This window comes from Oceanobacillus saliphilus (assembly GCF_023522835.1).
Classification (GTDB): Bacteria; Bacillota; Bacilli; order Bacillales; family Amphibacillaceae; genus Oceanobacillus; species Oceanobacillus saliphilus.
The window spans coordinates 616759-635761 of record NZ_JALCZU010000002.1; the positions used below are offsets into that span (position 1 = coordinate 616759).

Genomic DNA, 19003 nt, shown 5'->3' on the forward strand with positions numbered 1-19003 from the left:
TTTTTATACTCTATTTTGGTTTTACCTCTACTTTTCCTTGAGGATCTGTTAGTCTTTCCGCATCCCGAATTCCCTGATCAACATCAACAAATCGCAGAATGAAAATACCTAAAATGAAAAAGACCACAAGGGAGATAATCCCAAGTCTGCTGTTTCCTGTAACCTGCCCGATAAAAGCAAACATGAAAGGACCTGCGACAGCCGCGAATTTGGAGGAAATCCCATAAAAACCAAAGAATTCCGCATGTTTATTAGCAGGTATCATCCTCCCGAAAATCGACCTGCTCAAAGCTTGGGCTCCACCCTGCACCATCCCTACACATATTGCCAAAATGTAAAAATGAGCGGCTGAAGTCATGAAGTATCCAAGTATGACGATACCAAGATAGACGAAAAGTGTTATATTTAAGGCTTTCTTAGCAGTAATGATTGAGGCGAGCCATCCAAAGAAAAAGGTAAATGGAATACCAACGAACTGCGTAATGAGCAATGCCACAATTAAATCATTCTGAGCAATACCAATTTCACTTCCATAAATGGTTGCCATCCGGATAATGGTAGATATCCCATCATTATATAGCCAGAATGCGAGCAAAAAGAGCAGTACCTGTTTATATTGCCTTATTTCCTTAAACGTTTTCCCAACCCTGGAAAAGCCAATTGCGGCATAGGATTTATCCCGCTTAGCATGTACCTTCTTCTCTTCTTTCATATTTTTTAATAATGGTATTGTAAATATAAGCCACCATAAACCTACTGATGCAAATGATACCCTACTTGCCATAGCTGTATCAGCAAGTCCAAACCAGCCTGGATTCAGAATCATCAGGACGTTGATTAAAAGCAGAAGCCCTCCACCGATATACCCATAGGCAAATCCACCAGATGAGACTCGATCCATCTCATCTTTGTCCGCAATCTCCGGAAGAAATCCATCATAAAATATATTTCCACCAGAGAAGCCAATCGAACCGACTATAAACAATACAGAAGCTAAAATATAATCTCCTTCACCTACAAAAAATAATAGAACACTGGCGATAATACCCATAAATGCAAAAAATTGAAGGAATTTCTTTTTAGCGGCTGAATAATCGCTGATTGCACCTAAAATTGGTGCCAGTATAGCAACTATCAGTACGGAAATGGACTGTGAGTATCCCCAGTAACTTGTAGCCAGTCCTTCTTCAAGGCCGGAAGCAGCAACAGTCGAATAATATACTGGAAGTACGGCAGCCATTATTGTAGTTGCAAATGCAGAGTTACCAAAATCATAAAGCATCCAGCTTCTTTGTATTTTCTTTTTATCCTCCATTGGACAGGCCCCCTTTTTACATCAGCATATCAAATAAGGGTCAAATGGCACATATGAAAGTTGAAAATTTTACAAAAACAATATAAAATTACAAGTGATTTTTTCTTCCTTTACCATTAGGAGGATGGAACTTTTTCAAGTACTGCTGCCGCCTGATTTGTCTCTTCAATAGCCAATGCCAAGTTGGACATACGACTAACCTGTTCTTCTACAATTGCTTCCAGTTCTTCAATTGTCGACGTAGTTTCTTCGATTATTGCCGCCAATTGATCGACAGAATCATCAATTGTAAAAGATGATGTTTGTATTTCACTTGCCTGTTTTCTAAGATCGCCTAAATATTGAATGAAATTAATTAATTGGGTAGTTATTTTTTCAAAATTAACTTGAGCAACTTTTGCACTTTCTGTACTATTTAGAAGCTCCGTTTTATTTATATTGACTTCCTTTTGAGTTTCCAGAGCTCCTTGTTCAATGTCGTTCATATTTTTCTCTATCTGTTGGGCGGTCTGATGGGAAATCTCTGCTAATTTCCTTACTTCCCCTGCAACCACCGCAAATCCTTTTCCAGCCTCTCCAGCCCTTGCTGCTTCAATGCTGGCATTTAGTGCAAGCAGATTCGTTTGGGCAGCAATGTCCTGTATTTGCGTTGTAAAATTATTATTCAGTTGGATTTTCGTTACAAGGTTCCCCATATTATGGATTAATTGATTAAAAGAACGCTGGAATCCTTCCATTATTTTTGTTAGACCTTCAATTGATTCATATCCTTTTTCTGACAATGCCTTTAACTGTTCACCTTCATCAACTGTTTTGGAAAAGGAGTCCATCATTTTTCCCATCAATTTACTTGTTTCGTCCGTAGTTATAGATATTCTCCCTGCTTCTTCAATTTGGGATTGACTGGCACGGTTTATCTCTTTAAAAGCTTCGCGCATTTCTGTCATCGATTGCGTATTCAAATGACTGTCCTGCTCGAGAACACGCATTTGCGAACGAACTTCTTTTGCACCGTTCTGCACGATTGTAGCTTGGGCTTTCTGCAATTCCGAAAAATTCTTACTTTCTGCAAGTGCTTCTTCAGCACTCCTTATCAGCATTCGTGCAATCTTGACCTGAATAACGAGTACTACGAAAACAAGAAGATAAAACACAAACGTAATCGCTATTGCACGGCCATCAAATCCAATTACATCCCCTTTTTCCATAACAAAAAACATAAGTAAACCCAGACCAACTACTCCTCCTGTTATAAGAGCGGCCATTGATAAGGATATAGCAGCAACAGCGAGCATATAAAACATAAACAGCATATTGGTAACATAGTCAGAACTGAGAATAATCGTAAAAGAAACTCCAGCTATAGCGATAATCACAATATATGGAATTACTTCTAGATATATATTCTTATAGTTAAACATACCTACTGTAAGTAAACAAAGGGTTCCTCCCACTCCGATTGCCAAAAAGTTTGCTAGCGGGGCCCCTACAATAATCTGTGTACTGATACCAAGTATAATTGAAAATAATAAAATATAAAAAATAATGTTATTCTGTCTCTGTATCAGCGCATTCTTTTTTTTCATCTGATTTCCCCCTGGTTTGTAAGTTCTAATTATCCATAAAAAAGCCTCACCTCTTAATGGGTAAGGCTCATTGTAAGCGCTTGCTCTATTCCCAAACAAAATGTCTGTATGCTTCACTTAATTTCATAAATGCTTCTTTATTACCTTTTTCAAGTGAGCTATTCAGATCTTCCTCTAATCTTATCTTATTCCATGTAAAACAAAGTTCATCCAGTATTAAGCGTGCAAAAAGTCTTAGTTCATAAGGAATTTCACGTTTAGCATTTATACTTTTACCTTGATACCGATAAAATCTGTAAACTATTTTTTCCTTTTTCACGGAACACGCCCCCTTTGTTCCTTTACATCATTATCCGCAATTTTTAAACTAATTGCAACAGAAATTGAAAAAAAAGTTAACTCTCGTTAAATTGAAATTTTAATCGTTTTTTCCTCAAGGAAATATAATTAGCACCTTGCAATACATATACCCTTGTACTTGAATGTTTCTCTAGACCCACCCATTCCACCTCTGATAGACTATTTAGAGCCCTTACTAAGCTACAAAACTGGATAAGGATTACATAGGGAAGGAAATACCCACTTATAATTCTTTTCATTTTTGAACAACCTCTTATAAGGGATATAGAAACCATTTCAGTTAGAAAACATGTGGAGGCATAATAATGAATCATTCAGAAAACCTGAAAAAAGGAGAAAAAGGAGCTTGGATTAGTATTGGTGCCTATATCATACTTGCGATAACCAAGCTTTACATTGCAGCAATAGGTAATTCTGACGCTTTGAGAGCGGATGGTTTAAACAATGCAACGGATGTTATTGCATCGGTTGCTGTACTGATTGGATTGAAGATATCGAGAAAGCCTCCTGATGAAGTCCATCGTTATGGTCATTATAGAGCTGAGACAATTGCATCCTTGTTTGCAGCATTTATCATGATGTTTATTGGTATACAAGTTATTTTTGATACGTTTCAAAATTTGTTTATTGGTGATGTTTCCCAACCGGATATGTTGACTGCCTGGACGGCACTGGGGGCAGCTCTAGTTATGTTACTCGTTTACCGATACAATTTTAAACTTGCCAAAAAAATTGAAAGCAGCTCCTTGAACGCAGCTGCCCAGGACAACCGATCAGATGCTTTAGTAAGTATTGGTGTGTTCATCGGGATTATCGGAGCGCAGTTCGGGATTTTCTGGCTGGACCCATTAGCTGGATTGGTAGTCGGTATCATCATATGTAAAACTGCCTGGGATATTTTTAAAGATGCCACCATAACACTGACAGACGGTTTTGATGATGAACAGTTGGCAAAAATTCAAACTAGTATTTCGAAGGATGCTGATGTTAAAGAAGTAGTTGATGTCAAAGGAAGGGTTCACGGCAATCAGGCATTAATTGAACTCACGATCCTTGTCGATCCAAATCTGAATGTGGAAGAAAGTCATAACATAACAGAAAGACTTGAGAATCACCTGTATTCAAAGCATAAGATTACACATGCACATATTCATATTGAACCATATAAAGGAAAACAGGCTTAACACATTTATTGCGTTAAGCCTGCATCTCTTATAATGATAATATAAAAACAGTTACGATTGCCCCAATAACAACCAATACGACGTTTAATCCTGCAAATGCTAATACAACAGCAACAAGCCCACCAAATATGCCTAAATGGGGTTCTTCAGGGTTAACAGACAAGATTCCCGGAAAAATAAGGGCACCTAGCGCAGCATATGGTATCGCACCAAGCCACCTGTTTAGCCAAGGGCGAAACTGCATTTTTTCTACGATGAATGCTGGGAGAACTCTTGGCAGCATCGTTACCAAAGACATACCAATAATAATTAGAATAATCATCGCCTGTCCTCCTTAAGCAAATGAATACCACTCATTCCACCAATAATTGTTCCTGCCACAATTGCCCAGCCTGTACTCATCCCAAGCTGAATGCAAAGCGCATTAATCAGCATCGCAAATAGGGCAATTACGGCAACTCTTCTTTCTCTTTTTATGGAAGGTACAAGGAGTCCAATAAACATAGCATATAGAGCAATTCCCATACTTTGGCTCAACTTTTCAGGAATTACATCTCCGAGGAGCCCGCCGAGAAAGGAACCAAAAATCCAGGATAAATAAGCTATTACAATGATTGTTCCATAGAAAAATGCCCCTTTTTCCATTTTAGCTTCTTTTGGGTTAAGCGCTGAGACAGCAAACGATTCATCTGTCAGGCCCATAGAAAGAGGCACTTTCCATTTTAAGCTAAAGTCTCTAAGCTGATTCATAAAAGATAGACTCATTACAAAATGGCGGAAGTTCAGAACAAATGTCGCGATAATTATTTCAAGTGCACCGGTTCCTACTGCAATCATATTCACTGCCATAAACTGACTTGCTCCAGCAAAAACCAGGACACTCATCAAGGTTAATTCTGTCAATGACATTCCTGCTTGTTTTGCAAGAACTCCGTATGTAATGGCAACAGGTAAATAACCAAGCATAATTGGTAAGCCTGTAAGCAATCCTTTTCTGATCATAAGTATAGAATTCAATGAATTAATTCCTTCTCTTTCCCTCACAATTTATAACTAGCCTCCTCCGTAAAATTCTTTATATTATAACTCAACTTTCGCACCAATAAAATAGATTCAACCGTTTAACTAGGTTAAATTTAAAAAGCCATAAATAATCACCTTGCTAAGCTTTGAAAAAGTAAGACTGATTTTTGTAATTTTTGGTAGCTTTATAAGCATACGATTTTCTGTGAATTCCGAAGTAACTGCTATTTACGTTAGACCTGTAGCTCATAATGGAAGCAAGTTGCTTCGGCTACCGCTCTGGGAAATACACTGCGCTTTCCACGGGCGGCTGGTGAGCCAACTTGCGCTAGAGCGCTGCGCTGTCTCACCGATGCCTCTCCTCCCGTAGGAGTCTCCGTGTATTTCCCAGAGCTATTTTTACGCTTGCTGAGAAATTACCTGAAATCCCAATACAATAAAAAATCATCCAGCTTTACCATTCCAGGCAAGCGGTGGGCTGTGAATACTCCTGGAATAGAATGTATCCAGAGCCTTCGTAAAAAGTATACCCAGAGTGTTCTCGAACTGGTGAAACTCATGTTTATGGGAGAATTCTTTGTTAATTGTTTTAAAATATTTGATGAACTAAAAGTCTATTCAAAAGCCATCGATGATTGATACAAATGAATACCAGCAGCCCGTATACACGTAGACTCCAGCGGGAGGAAAGGCATCGGTGAGACACTGAAATGCGCCAGCATGAAGGGGCTCACCAGCCGCCCGCGGAAAGCGGAGTGTATACGGGCGGCGGTTGCCGAAGTAACCTATTACCATTACCAGTGCTACATATCTTACATGGATAGCAGGTACATCGCATTTTATATCAAATGTGGTGAAAAGTGTATCAGTTAATCCAAAGTCAATGGAAGCAGTGTATTCCAACACACCAAATTCTACCAAGGTACATTTGTATTCTTACAATGCAAAATTTGAGTAACTGACTCATATAACCTGAATCAAATTCAATGGAAAAGATATGATATTGACAAATAAAGAATAAAGCATGTATAGTCAATAGTATCATAACTAAATCACAAAAGTTATCCGAGGATTCGCAGTAGGTTATTTCCTAGCAGAAGGTAGAGACAAAGCGGTTGGTGCAAGCTTTGGAGGGCAATAATTGAATTACAAATCCTATGCACTTGTTTGTACTGACATACGTCACAGCGATTGCAAATGGATCATTACAATGAGAGGGTGGAATTTATTTCACCAATCAGGGTGGTAACGCGGAGTTAAGCTTCGTCCCTATTTTAGGGGCGGGGCTTTTATTATTTTAGAAGGAGGAAACATCATGATCCCAATCAAACCAAACTATCATCCTTCAATTATGGAAGCAGCTCTATTTTTTATTTTCATCATCGGTCTAATCAGCTATTTTATTATTGAATTGGAAACTGTTCCCCATATACCGATACTACTTGGTATTTTTTCACTAGTTGCCTATGGTTTAATGAAACGAATACCATTCCATAAACTCCAGGAAGCAATGATTTCAGGCGCCAATTCCGGAATGGGAGCAGTTTTTCTTTTCTTTGTTATTGGTATATTAATCAGCAGCTGGATGATCAGTGGGACCATCCCCGCTCTAATCAATACTGGATTTTCTGTTATTGGCACTACCTGGTTTTATGGAATCGTATTTGCTGTTACCGCAATTATCGGGGTGGCTCTTGGCAGTTCTCTGACAACTGTGGCGACGATTGGTGTAGCATTTATTGGTATGGCTGGAGCGATGGAAGCTTCTCTTGCAATAACAGCTGGTGCAATCGTGTCTGGAGCCTTTTTTGGAGATAAAATGTCTCCGTTATCCGACACGACGAATCTCGCTTCCACGATTGTTGGAGTCGATTTATTTGATCATATAAAAAACATTAGCCTGACAACCATACCTGCATTTATCATTTCATTTGTTATATTTATTATGTTATCTCCAGACAAATCAGTCTCACTGAACAGTGTGGAAAACTACCAGTTAGCATTACAGTCAGCAAATTTGATTCACTGGGCTTCCTGGATACCACTGATTGTGCTGATTATATGTACCATTTTTAAAGTGCCTGCATTCATAGCATTAATGGCTAGCAGTATAACAGCAACTTTATCCGCAAGCATTACAAACAACTTTACTTGGTCCGAGATCTGGACAATCTGGTTCAATGGTTATACGGGCACAACTGACTTTGCTCCTGTTAACGAATTGCTTACGAAAGGCGGCATCAACAGTATGCTGTTTACGATATCACTCGTTATTCTGGCCTTAAGCTTCGGAGGATTATTGTTTATAACCGGTATCCTTCCCAGTCTGCTTAAAGCTCTGCAGGAAAAATTGCAGAAAACCCGTTCGATTATTCTTTCAACAGCAGCAACTGCAATTGGAGTGAATGTACTAATCGGTGAACAATACTTATCCATTTTGCTGACAGGCGAAACATTTAAAGGTATTTATGAAAAAGCAGGACTTCACAAAAAGGCACTTTCCAGAACGTTGGAGGATGCGGGAACAGTCATTAACCCTCTCGTCCCATGGAGTGTTTGTGGGGTGTTTATCGCAAATGTATTGGGCGTTTCTGTTCTTGAATATTTGCCATTCGCATTTTTCTGCTTGCTCAGTCCGTTGATTACGATTCTATTCGGCGCCAGAACAGCACAATTGAAAAAGTGATGGAAGTCAGAGACAGAGGAATTCTCCCAAAGCTTCCATTCAGGATAACAGGTTCTGTTTTGTGGCGCAAAACGTTCATTAAGGTATTAAATGAACTTACAAATAAAGTAGAAAAGCTCTGCATTTTAGCAGAGCTTTTTATTATAAAAAACAAGTTTATTTAACTTATTAAGATTCCATTAACCCATATACATAATTCAAAACCAAAGCAAAAAAGAGCTAACCACCAAAAAAATCGTAGTCACCTCTTATTTGTTTAAAAATCTCTTTTTATTTCGATAATCCTAAAATTAGCTCTTTATCCCGCTTCCAATTTCAGCCACTAAATTAACACGAGTGTCTGTAACCGGAACAATTTTAGACTCGATGCCGTATTCTGCAAATAAATCTTTCAAGTAATTTGCCACTTCGATTTCATTTTCATTAATAGTTTTAATCGCTATTATGTCATATAAAATCGTTATCTTTTCTTCTGTTGTAATGTTTCATACTAAATCCCTCCAGTGTCTTTAACCGAAAAGCACATTATATGTTAGCCACATCGGGAATATTATACTCCTTTAGAAATAGAAAGACTTCTGTGTAGATAATTAGATTACTTCCAGTAATTTCCTTAACCCATCAAGCAATCGGGGAGATGGTCTGCAAAAGAGTGATTCTTCAAGAACATGAATATTTCCGTTCTGAATTGCCTTCATTTCCTTCCAGCCTGGGCGCTTTATAACGAATTCCGGTCTCATTTTCTCTTCTTTGACCCCAACCCACACCATACAGATATGATCCGGATTTCTTCGTTTGACATCTTCCCAGTCTGTCTGATAGCTTGCTACATTCTCCGTCGCAAAAATATTTTCCGCTCCTGCAAGCTCGCTGATTTCTGTCAACCAGTTCACACTGCCTGGTGTAAATACTGGCTTCGGCCACCATTCCCAATATAAAGTGGGCTTTCCCTTCCTATCTGAAGCAATTCTTCTTAATTCAGCCACTTCACTAAGAAATTCTTCCGCTTTTTCCTCACCGGTCTTTTTAAAGTTAAGAGCTTCCCCTACAGTCTTCATATCATTAGCTATCTCTTTGAGGGAATTTGGATTCAGAATAATATAAGGAAGCCCCCGCTCTTCCAACGCCTGGATGTTTTTTTCCATACCTGGAACACTAAGGGAAGCGAGGACTAAATCTGGCTGTAATGCTTCCACCTTATCCATATCAATGGAAAGATCCGGTCCAACTTTCGGTAACGTCAAGACAGATGCAGGCCAATCCGAAAAGTCATCAATGCCGACTAATACATTCAATTTACCTAAATAGGCTAAAATTTCCGTGTTGCTCGGACAAATGGATACGACACGCATGACAACCCTCTCCTTTATTCTTTTATTTATCTTGTTCAGTTAAAATTAGTGGGCCACCTTTTGTAATGACAATTTGGTGTTCATACTGTGCAGAACGTCCCTGATCAATCGTTCTGGCAGTCCATCCGTTGTCATCCATCTGACTTTCCCATGTCCCCTCATTAATCATTGGTTCAATGGTAATAACCATCCCCTCTTTCAAACGTAATCCTTTATTTGGTAGCCCAAAATGTGGGACATGCGGATCCTCATGTATCGTCGGTCCAATTCCATGACCTGTAAAATCACGAACTACCGAAAAGCCTTCCCCTTCTGCATAGGATTGAATTGCATGGCCAATATCACCAATTCTATTCCCTTCCTGTGCTTGCTCGATTCCTTTGTAAAGGGCTATTTTCGTAACTTCCATTAATCTTTTCCCTGCAACATCGACATCTCCCACCGCATAGGTCCAGGCAGAATCAGCCAATCCTCCATTAAGGTTTACGACCATATCAATGGTAACCATATCTCCATCTTTTAATTTTTCGTCAGTGGGGAAACCATGGCATATTTCATCATTAACAGATGCACAGATAGCATATGGATAGCCACTATATCCTTTTTGCTCTGGTGTTGCACCGTTTTCTGCCATGAATTTTTCCGCGAATGCATCAATCTCCAATGTAGTAATCCCCGGCTTTATCATGTTAGCGATTTCCTTGTGACATGCTACCAGTACATCGGCTGCCGCCTGCATTTGTTCAATTTCACGATTGCTTTTTCTTGTAATCATATATATAACTTCCTTTCTTTTATGGTGAATCGATATACGTTATACTATAAATTATCATCCATCAAATGAAGTATTGGTAGAAAACTAAAGTTTAACAAAGACTTTCTGTGACAGCCTAGTTGCACATATGCAGCTAAGAAAGCTATCTACTTTCCTCTTTACTAAAAAAATTATCCAAAATAAAGTGTATCATAAAATAGTACCAAATACAGCAACAGAACACTTCTTACTAGTTAAATTGAAATGGGGGCATTTTATGATTGAAATTAATGATGTAAGTAAAAGTTTTTATGGAAAACATAATGCTATTAATCGTCTCAATCTAGTGATTCCTGATGGAAAAATTGTTGGGTTTCTCGGTCCAAATGGTGCTGGAAAATCGACCACCATCAAGATGATGACAGGAATTCTCCCTATTGATGTGGGTACAATCAAACTAAATGGCCTGGATATTGAGAAGCAGCCATTGGAAGCCAAAAAGGTATTTGGTCTTGTACCTGACCAACCGGATATGTTCCTTCGATTAAAGGGCATCGAATATTTAAATTTCATAGGTAATATTTTCAATGTCCCTTCTGATATTCGAAAAGAGCGGATAGAGTACTTCACGAAGCAGTTTTCCATTTACGAAGCCCTCGAGGATTATATCCAGACATATTCACATGGAATGCGGCAAAAAATGATCGTTACAGGTGTATTAATCCATGATCCTGCTATATGGATACTGGATGAGCCACTGACTGGCCTAGACCCAAAATCGGCATACATCCTGAAAGAAATGATGCGAAATCATGCGGACAAGGGAAATACGGTGTTTTTCTCTAGCCATGGTCTTGAAGTAGTGGAACAATTATGTGATGCTGTAGCCATCATTAATAAAGGAAAATTAATATTCTATGGAAATATGGAAGAATTAAGGGCCCAATACCAATCCGATCAGTCATTGGAGAAAGTATTTCTGGAGTTGACGAGTGATGAATAATACATGGCTCCTTATGAAAACGATGCTAAAAATGCAGTTTTCCAATCCTGAAAATAAAAAATCTCATATTTGGTTCTATGTTATATCTTTCATCTTTTTATTGCCTTTATCTGTCATTTATATATCTTTTATAAATCGGTTTATTCATTCTCTCTATTCGGGCCTTCAACCGTTTGGTCAGGAATCCGTTTTATTGGGGATTTTATTCTTAAGCATTCACATTTTATTATTTATTATGAGCTTTGTTTCGGTATTGAGCGCATTTTATTTCGCGGACGATATACAGTCCTATATTCCATTCCCTTTCCAAGCCTATCAATTGCTGCTTGGAAAGGCTACACTGCCATTCCTTTATTTATATGTGACTGCCGCTATCGTATATCTGCCTGCATTCTTTTCCTATGGCAGTGCGAGCGGCGGTTCGTTACCTTATTATCTATATGGAATTAGTCTGTTTTTGTTGATACCAATTATTCCCTTTTCGGTTGCTGCCATCATACTGATGTTCATGATGCGTTTTGTAAATATAGCAAAAAACAAAGACAGGTCAAAAATAATTGCAGGAATAGCATCCTTTCTGTTCATTATTTTAATCAATGTACTGATCAGGTTAAATGCCGATTCCACTAAAATGATAGATGAATTGACTGTACTGCTTAAGAACCAGGATGGTCTATTGAACATGGTGACCGCATTTTACCCACCTGCGTATCTGAGTGCAAGGACTTTAAATGAAGCCGAGTCTTGGATTGGACTGTTCTTTTTCATAATGATTATTGTCTTAACGGTAGGTGCACTCCTGTTATTTGCCACAATGGGACAATTATTCTATCTTAAGGGTGTATTAGGGGTTAATAGTGGAAGGAAACGAAAGATGTCTGGGCAGAAAATACAAAGAAGAATGAAAAGCCGACCGGTGTGGCTTTCCTATATGAAGAAAGAATTACGGGTTATTTTTCGAACTCCAACTTTTCTGATGCAGTGTGTCGTCCAAGGCTTGCTCGGACCGATATTCATCGTAGTTATACTTCTATTTGACTTTGGTACTGGGTTTCAAGCGGACTTCCTCGGTTCCTTATCCGATAAACAGTATGTACTATTACTTTTTATAACATCTTTCATCATAATCAGCACAAATGTCACACCTATTTCATCTTTTTCAAGGGAAGGAAAGACATGGTACAGCAATCTGTATCTGCCACTTGACCCAAAGCAAGTTTTATTCAGTAAAATTGCAGCTTCCTGGCTTATTAATTTATTCGTCATATCCTTGTTTCTTATCCTTGCCCTCCTTGTCAGAATACCTTTTGATGCGGTATTGATCTGGCTTGTGATCATTCTTACTGGCAGTTGGCTGGCAAGCAGTGTGGGAACATATCTTGATTTATTGAAGCCTAAACTGGACTGGACAGATGAACAGGAACTTTTCAAGGGGCGCCTTATTGGTTTAATTGCCTTTTTATTTGAAGGTGGATTATTCGGAATCATTACTTTTGTTTTATGGCGTACGGAGAGAATTCAAACTATGTATGGAATTTCTATTATATTACTAGGTTCACTTTTCATTTGCATCTTTATCGTCAATAAGCTATTCAATAAGAAAATGAGAAACAATGCTTTTCAGCAGCTATAGTAAAAGCGCAACGATATATGCTCGATAGCAAAGACATTATCCATCCAAGTCTTGGCGAATGTCTTCATTGGATTTTTATAATTTTCTACATGCTAAAAAATGCAGCGGAAAGTCCGCTGCATTTTTTTAATCCTTAGTAATATCCTTTTCCATAACCATCTGTATATGCTGTCCCGATGATTACCAATAAAATGAATAATACGACCAGCAATGCGAAACCGCTAGTTTTGAAAGGTGATACAACAGGTGATACTGCTCTAGCTTTACTCATTCTTTTCCCTCCCCTATTTTCGAAGACTACTTTACTTTATGCAGCGTTTCTAAAATTGGGAGGGCTATTTGCTTATTTTTTTGGATTTGAACGTTACAAGTAATTTCTTGCGTAGTAAATCTTACCATTTTTAATATCATCGTCAGTAAGAATATCCACAAGGACACCACCTATAAGCTCTGTCCCCTTCAAAAGGTCATGTTTCTTATAGTCTTTAAATTTTTCCACATCCATAAATTCTTCCTTTGAACTAGAACGAATTTTTTTCTGCATTTCTGTATCCATAATACCGGGACTGAAGGCAATGATTTTATTCTCCGTTTTCAGTTCCTCCTGCTCCAATGCCACCGTTTTTGTATACATATTCATACTCGCTTTTGTTGAACAATACACACTCCAGCCAAACATAGGAGATTCTGCAGCTCCGGATGTGATGATTGCACTTATGAGTGGAACACCTTTTTCATTTGCCTTGTTCAGAAAGTAATTTGTAAGTCCCATAGGAGCAACTGTATTCACATGGACATGCTTCAGAAGCTCTTCTGTTTGTATATGCATCGATTGTTGAATGGGTTCAACAACCCCTGCATTATTCACCAAATAAATGGTACTTGGATTTTCTGGAAAAATCGCTTCACTAATTTCCTCACATGCCTCATTCAATAATTCAATTTTCGATAGATCGCAGGCTATATGTTTGTATATTGTGTTATTCTCTTTAGCTACTTCAGATAAATGCCCATTTGTACTTCGGGATAATCCAATCACATGTACTCCTGATTCCAGAAATAGCTGTGCAATCGATTCACCGAGTCCTTTAGAGGAACCTGTAACTATAGCGTATTTCATCCAATCCCCCCCTTTTTTTACATTATTTTCTATTAAGTGAAATACCCCGAATCCGATCGTCAGAAACGGAATGGTAACATAAACTTAACTTTTACCACACAGTTTTTATCAATCCGTTTTCAAACCTATTACAGCGGTAGTTTAGTTCTTAACTTCATTCCAGTAATACACAAGTGTTTCCATACCTTTATCGAAACTATCCAAGGGGAAACTCTCATTTGGGGAATGCAGTCGATCCTCTGGTGTCCCAAATCCCAGTAAAATGATTGGCATCTTATAGATATCATCAATCCACTCCACAACCGGAATCGATCCACCCATTCTTAGATAGACAGTGTCTTTTCCGAATGCTTTCGTATAGCTTTCCGCCGCTTTTTTAATAAGTGGGTGTGTCGGCTCTACTTTATATGCTCTTGCTGAGAGCTTCTCTTTTTTCACTTCCACGTTTACTCCAGAAGGTGCTACTTTATTTACATGTGCTTCCAGTAAGGCCTGAATCTTACCAGGATCCTGACCAGGAACAAGACGACAGGTTATTTTAGCGGTTGCTTGAGAAGGAATAATTGTTTTCGTTCCTTCACCTTGGTAGCCCCCGTAAATTCCGTTAATTTCAAAAGTCGGACGACCCATCGTATGCTCTTTCGCAGTATATCCTTTTTCCGATACTGTTTCCGGAACACCTGCCGTTTCAACAAAATCTTCACCTGGGGCCTGCTCCATTAATTTCCTTTCATCCTCAGTCAGTGGTTCAACATCATCATAAAAACCATCTACCGTAATGACTTCATTCTCATCTTTCATGGAAGACAGTATGTGGCTGAGGGCCATAATCGGATTCCTAACTGCACCGCCATACATTCCGGAATGCAAGTCATGATCAGGACCATTTACCGTAATTTCAATACCGGTAAATCCTTTTAAGCCATAAAGGATGGTAGGCTGATTTTTTGCTGCCATCCCTGAATCGGATATTACTGCAAAATCCGCCTGAAATTGTTCTTTTTTCTCCATGAGAATATGGTATAGGTTTTCACTGCCGATTTCTTCTTCTCCTTCAATGCATACTTTCACATTGATTGGAAGTTCGCCTTCCGTGTTCATATATGCCTCGAAAACTGCCAAATGCATAAATACCTGACCTTTATCATCACTGGAACCACGGGCATATAGTCTGCCGTCTCTTACTTCAGGTTTAAAAGGGTCACTTTCCCATAATTCGATTGGATCGACAGGCTGTACATCGTAATGGCCATAGAAAAGTACTGTTGGGGCATCTGCTCCTGCTCCATTATATTCGGCAAATACAAGAGGGTGCCCAGCTGTCTCCTGTATCTCAGCATTTTCAAAACCGATTTCCTTTAAATATGTAATGATAAAATCTGCAGCATTTCTAACATCATCTTTATGACTGCTGTCCGTGCTCACACTTGGTATGGATAAAAATTCATTTAATTTCTCAAGTAGACTAGCTCTGTTTTCTTGAATATAGTTTAAAGCTTTTTCACTCATCGCACATACCTCCATATTCTTTAGTATACCTATTTTAGCATAACAGACAAAATAAAAAGGACAATCCACCAAATATGGACTGTCCCAGTATATTAATCCAACGCTTTTTCGAGATCTTCTATTAAATCGTCTGCATCTTCTATCCCTACAGAAATTCGAATTAATCCGTCTGTAATGCCAAGCTCTCTCCTTCTATCCGCTGGGATGGATGCATGTGTCATTTTGGCTGGAATGGAAATCAGGCTCTCCACAGCCCCAAGGCTCTCTGCCAGCGTAAAATACTTCACATTCTCCAACACTTTTTCTGCTTTTTCTTCACTGCCGACATCAAATGAAACCATTCCACCAAAACCGGTAGCTTGTTTGGCTGCAATTGCATGTCCAGGGTGACTTTCTATTCCCGGGTAATATATAGTCGATACCTTCTTATGATTTTGTAGAAAGGCAACGATTTTCTTCGTATTTTGCTCAATTGCTTCCATCCGTAATGCCAAGGTTTTAATTCCTCGCATCAAAAGCCAGGAATCCTGAGGTCCGAGAACGGCACCGACGGAGTTTTGGATAAAATGTAGCTGTTCTGCAAGTTCTTCCGTCTTGACGGCAACCAAACCAGCAACAACATCACTATGCCCACCGATATATTTCGTCGCACTGTGAAGAACAATATCCGCTCCAAAATCCAAAGGCTGCTGAAGGTAAGGTGTTGCGAATGTATTATCGACAATTAGTAATAAATCATTCTTTTTGGCGATAGCAGCTATTTTTTCGAGATCCGTAATTTTCAGGAGTGGATTTGTAGGTGTTTCCACGAAGATCGCCTTGGTATTTTCGTTTAGGGAAGCTTCCACTGCTTCCAGTGAACTAGTATCCGTAAAGGTGTGATCCAAATTAAAACGATTGAATACCTTTGTCATGACACGATAGGAACCGCCGTATACATCATCAGTCATGACGACATGATCTCCTGAATTAAATAACATCATAACCGAACTGATTGCTGCCATTCCGGAACCAAATGCAAATCCAGCCGTACCGTTTTCCAAATTTGCAATTACTGTTTCCAGGGCGTTCCGGGTTGGATTTCCAGTACGGGAATATTCATAGCCGCTGTGTTTCCCTACTCCATCCTGTTTGTATGTGCTTACTTGATATATTGGAACAGAAACAGCACCTGTGGTTTCATCGCCTGTTATTCCGCCATGGATCATTTTCGTTTTCGCTCTCATATCGCTTCCCCCTTACATTTCTTTTACGAATGTATCATATATATTTTTGCTGAGATAACGGTCACTGCCATCTGGGAAAATAGTTACAATATTCGTTTCAGGTAATGCTTTTTTTGCTTCCAGCAGTGCAGCATACATTGCAGCCCCAGATGAACTACCGACAAGAATTCCTTCTCTAAAAGCAAGCTCCCTTACCATTTGAAATGCATCTTTATCGGAAACCGTATGGACCTCATCCATATAAGACCGATCCAGGAATGTTGGAATAAATTCCATACCTATTCCTTCCGTCAGATGGGAACCCGGTTCACCGCCAGCGATAATGGAACCTTCAGGCTCTACAATCACTGTTTTTATAATCGGGTTCTTTTCTTTTAGAAATTTGGAAGTTCCCATAAACGTACCACCAGATCCCGCTCCTGCAACAAAAACAGTTACTTTGCCATCAAGATCTCTCCAGATTTCAGGTCCCAAAGTTTTATAATATGTCTTTGGGTTTGCATGATTTGAGAACTGCTGCGGTGAAAAACTATTTGGAATCTCTCTTAACAATTGCTTTGTTTTTTCAATTGCCCCTGTCATCCCATTTTCCCTTGGTGTATGAACAATTTTGGCTCCCAGGGCAATCATTAATTGCTGTTTTTCCCTGCTGAAATGCTCCGGCACACAAAATATGACGGATAAATTCTTTTCAATAGCGGCAATTGCAAGACCTATTCCTGTGTTTCCAGCTGTAGGTTCAATAATCGTACCGCCTTCTTCCAGGTGTCCATTATCTAAAGCATCCTTTATCAGCTCTGCCCCAAGTCGATCCTTCACACTGCCACCAGGATTAAAATATTCCAACTTACCAAATAAACGGACGCCTTCTGGCAGCTGAAAATTCGTAATTTCCATTAATGGGGTTTCTCCAACTAATTCATGTATTGATTTAAAAAGCGCCATTTTTTCCCCTCACTTAAGACGAAAGCGGAAGTACATGAATGAAGAATTCGTTATAAATCCGAGCCTACAAGTTGATTCGTTATTACTTCCGCTTCTATTATTAAAAAACTTCATGCCATACGTTTTTACGATTCAGCATTTCTTCTGCTATCTCTTTTGCACCTTCCAAGCTATGGTTCGCCGCCCAGCCGCACTGCACTTCATTGCATGCTGGAACTTCGTCTGCTTCAAGTACATCCTTTAATGTTTTTTCCAATATAACCAATACATCATCAAAATCTTCATGATTGAGCAAGGATAAATAAAATCCTGTCTGACATCCCATTGGCCCAATATCCAATACAGAATCTGTATGGTTTCGAATATGCTCTGCCATCATATGTTCCAATGAATGGAGGCCCGCCATTTCCATGTGCTCTTTATTTGGCTGCTTAAAACGAATATCGTATTTGTGTACTTTATCACCGTTTGCACCCTCAGTAACTCCTACTAAACGGACATATGGTGCCTTTACTTTTGTATGATCAAGATTAAAGCTCTCTACATTCATTTTTTTTGTCATCTGTAAAACGCTCCTCTTTGGCTTATTTTTTGTCAGCGGTTATTACCCAGACAAAATCATTCATTTGCTTAAATGATACATCAAAATGATGCTTTTCAAAAGCATTCTTCATCATAGCAAGTGTCGGATAATATTCACGGTTCAAATCTTCAGCCAAATCGTCATAACCTTTTTCTACAGCCTCAGCAATTTTCCTTTGTTTATCAGACTCTGTTTTAAACAGCGTATCACCAAAAACAATTTTACCTTCCTTAGGGAGTAATGCTGCAAATTTTTTGATTGCAGCTTCCTTTTCAACATCTGTTAAATGATGGAAGGCATATGTGCTGACAATCGTATCCACTTGCTCCTCAAAATCAGGATAGCTGATAAAGTCGCCATCTATAATGGTTAGTGATGGTATTTTATTACTTGCAATTTTCCTCATTGCTTCTGAAGGCTCAATTCCTATTACATGATGGCCCGCCTGCAAGAGCTTTAAGGTTAAATTACCAGTCCCAACACCAAATTCTGCAACAGTACCGGTACTTTGCCGAACAACTTCGTTAAGAATAGCATCATAGTTGGCAAACACTTCTTCATATTGTGGGTCTTCCCCCACTACACTTTTGTCATAGTCCACTGCCCATTCCTCAAATAAATCAATAAACTCTCTACCCATTTTTATCACCTCATGGCTGATTAAAACATAGTAATTTACTATGGATACTATGGATTATATGTAACTAATATAACATAGGTTCCT

Annotated in this window: 18 protein-coding genes; 4 read left to right on the forward strand and 14 right to left on the reverse strand. The window is 38.9% G+C overall.

All coding sequences use genetic code 11. The features are described from left to right. Positions 1 to 10: 10 nt before the first annotated feature. From MN204_RS06140 to MN204_RS21465, 3 genes are all read right to left on the reverse strand, one after another. Entirely contained in the window at positions 11 to 1315 is a 1305-nt protein-coding gene (locus tag MN204_RS06140) for an MFS transporter (protein ID WP_249870192.1), read from the reverse strand. A gap of 116 nt (positions 1316 to 1431) precedes the next feature. Continuing rightward, complete coding sequence (locus tag MN204_RS06145) at positions 1432 to 2901, reverse strand: methyl-accepting chemotaxis protein (RefSeq protein WP_249870193.1); 1470 nt, start codon at positions 2899 to 2901, stop codon at positions 1432 to 1434. An 85-nt stretch (positions 2902 to 2986) separates the two neighbouring features. Then, on the reverse strand, positions 2987 to 3220 hold the full coding sequence (locus MN204_RS21465) for an IDEAL domain-containing protein (protein WP_249870194.1): 234 nt from the start codon (positions 3218 to 3220) through the stop codon (positions 2987 to 2989). A gap of 346 nt (positions 3221 to 3566) precedes the next feature. Between MN204_RS21465 and MN204_RS06155 the strand changes: the two genes are divergently transcribed. Further along, complete coding sequence (locus MN204_RS06155) at positions 3567 to 4445, forward strand: cation diffusion facilitator family transporter (RefSeq protein ID WP_249870195.1); 879 nt, start codon at positions 3567 to 3569, stop codon at positions 4443 to 4445. A 28-nt stretch (positions 4446 to 4473) separates the two neighbouring features. On the opposite strand, the gene MN204_RS06160 is transcribed toward MN204_RS06155, so the two are convergent. Continuing rightward, the gene (locus MN204_RS06160; RefSeq protein ID WP_249870196.1) at positions 4474 to 4767 is read right to left on the reverse strand and encodes an AzlD domain-containing protein; all 294 of its coding nucleotides are present in this window, start codon (positions 4765 to 4767) and stop codon (positions 4474 to 4476) included. Next, positions 4764 to 5447, reverse strand: coding sequence for an AzlC family ABC transporter permease (locus MN204_RS06165; RefSeq protein WP_249870255.1), 684 nt, complete (start codon positions 5445 to 5447; stop codon positions 4764 to 4766). The genes MN204_RS06160 and MN204_RS06165 overlap by 4 nt, the downstream gene beginning before the upstream one ends. A 1336-nt stretch (positions 5448 to 6783) precedes the next feature. Between MN204_RS06165 and nhaC the strand changes: the two genes are divergently transcribed. After that, complete coding sequence (gene nhaC, locus MN204_RS06170) at positions 6784 to 8154, forward strand: Na+/H+ antiporter NhaC (RefSeq protein ID WP_249870197.1); 1371 nt, start codon at positions 6784 to 6786, stop codon at positions 8152 to 8154. Between the two features lie 590 nt (positions 8155 to 8744). Here the strand turns inward: nhaC and MN204_RS06175 are convergent. Then, positions 8745 to 9506: a cobalamin-binding protein gene (locus MN204_RS06175; RefSeq protein WP_249870198.1), complete on the reverse strand. Its 762-nt coding sequence runs from the start codon at positions 9504 to 9506 to the stop codon at positions 8745 to 8747. A 22-nt stretch (positions 9507 to 9528) separates the two neighbouring features. Continuing rightward, entirely contained in the window at positions 9529 to 10281 is a 753-nt protein-coding gene (gene map / locus MN204_RS06180; protein WP_249870199.1) for a type I methionyl aminopeptidase, read from the reverse strand. Positions 10282 to 10537: 256 nt separating this feature from the next. Here map and MN204_RS06185 point away from each other — a divergent pair, with 256 nt between their 5' ends. Continuing rightward, a complete protein-coding gene (locus MN204_RS06185; protein ID WP_249870200.1) occupies positions 10538 to 11263 on the forward strand; it encodes an ABC transporter ATP-binding protein in 726 nt (241 codons plus the stop codon). Beyond that, positions 11256 to 12896 carry a putative ABC transporter permease subunit gene (locus MN204_RS06190; protein WP_249870201.1) on the forward strand — a complete coding sequence of 547 codons (1641 nt, stop codon included), beginning with the start codon at positions 11256 to 11258 and terminating at the stop codon, positions 12894 to 12896. The genes MN204_RS06185 and MN204_RS06190 overlap by 8 nt, the downstream gene beginning before the upstream one ends. A gap of 133 nt (positions 12897 to 13029) precedes the next feature. On the opposite strand, the gene MN204_RS06195 is transcribed toward MN204_RS06190, so the two are convergent. From MN204_RS06195 to MN204_RS06225, 7 genes are all read right to left on the reverse strand, one after another. Further along, positions 13030 to 13167, reverse strand: a complete 138-nt coding sequence (locus tag MN204_RS06195) for a YjcZ family sporulation protein (RefSeq protein ID WP_249870202.1) — start codon at positions 13165 to 13167, stop codon at positions 13030 to 13032. A 93-nt stretch (positions 13168 to 13260) separates the two neighbouring features. Further along, positions 13261 to 14016, reverse strand: a complete 756-nt coding sequence (locus MN204_RS06200; protein WP_249870203.1) for a (S)-benzoin forming benzil reductase — start codon at positions 14014 to 14016, stop codon at positions 13261 to 13263. 141 nt (positions 14017 to 14157) lie between these two features. Next, entirely contained in the window at positions 14158 to 15525 is a 1368-nt protein-coding gene (locus tag MN204_RS06205) for a dipeptidase (RefSeq protein WP_249870204.1), read from the reverse strand. Positions 15526 to 15617: 92 nt separating this feature from the next. Beyond that, a complete protein-coding gene (locus MN204_RS06210) occupies positions 15618 to 16751 on the reverse strand; it encodes a bifunctional cystathionine gamma-lyase/homocysteine desulfhydrase (RefSeq protein ID WP_249870205.1) in 1134 nt (377 codons plus the stop codon). 12 nt (positions 16752 to 16763) lie between these two features. Then, on the reverse strand, positions 16764 to 17696 hold the full coding sequence (locus MN204_RS06215) for a PLP-dependent cysteine synthase family protein (RefSeq protein WP_249870206.1): 933 nt from the start codon (positions 17694 to 17696) through the stop codon (positions 16764 to 16766). A 100-nt stretch (positions 17697 to 17796) separates the two neighbouring features. Continuing rightward, a complete protein-coding gene (locus MN204_RS06220; protein ID WP_249870207.1) occupies positions 17797 to 18258 on the reverse strand; it encodes an S-ribosylhomocysteine lyase in 462 nt (153 codons plus the stop codon). A gap of 22 nt (positions 18259 to 18280) precedes the next feature. Next, complete coding sequence (locus MN204_RS06225) at positions 18281 to 18919, reverse strand: class I SAM-dependent DNA methyltransferase (protein ID WP_249870208.1); 639 nt, start codon at positions 18917 to 18919, stop codon at positions 18281 to 18283. Positions 18920 to 19003 lie beyond the last annotated feature (84 nt).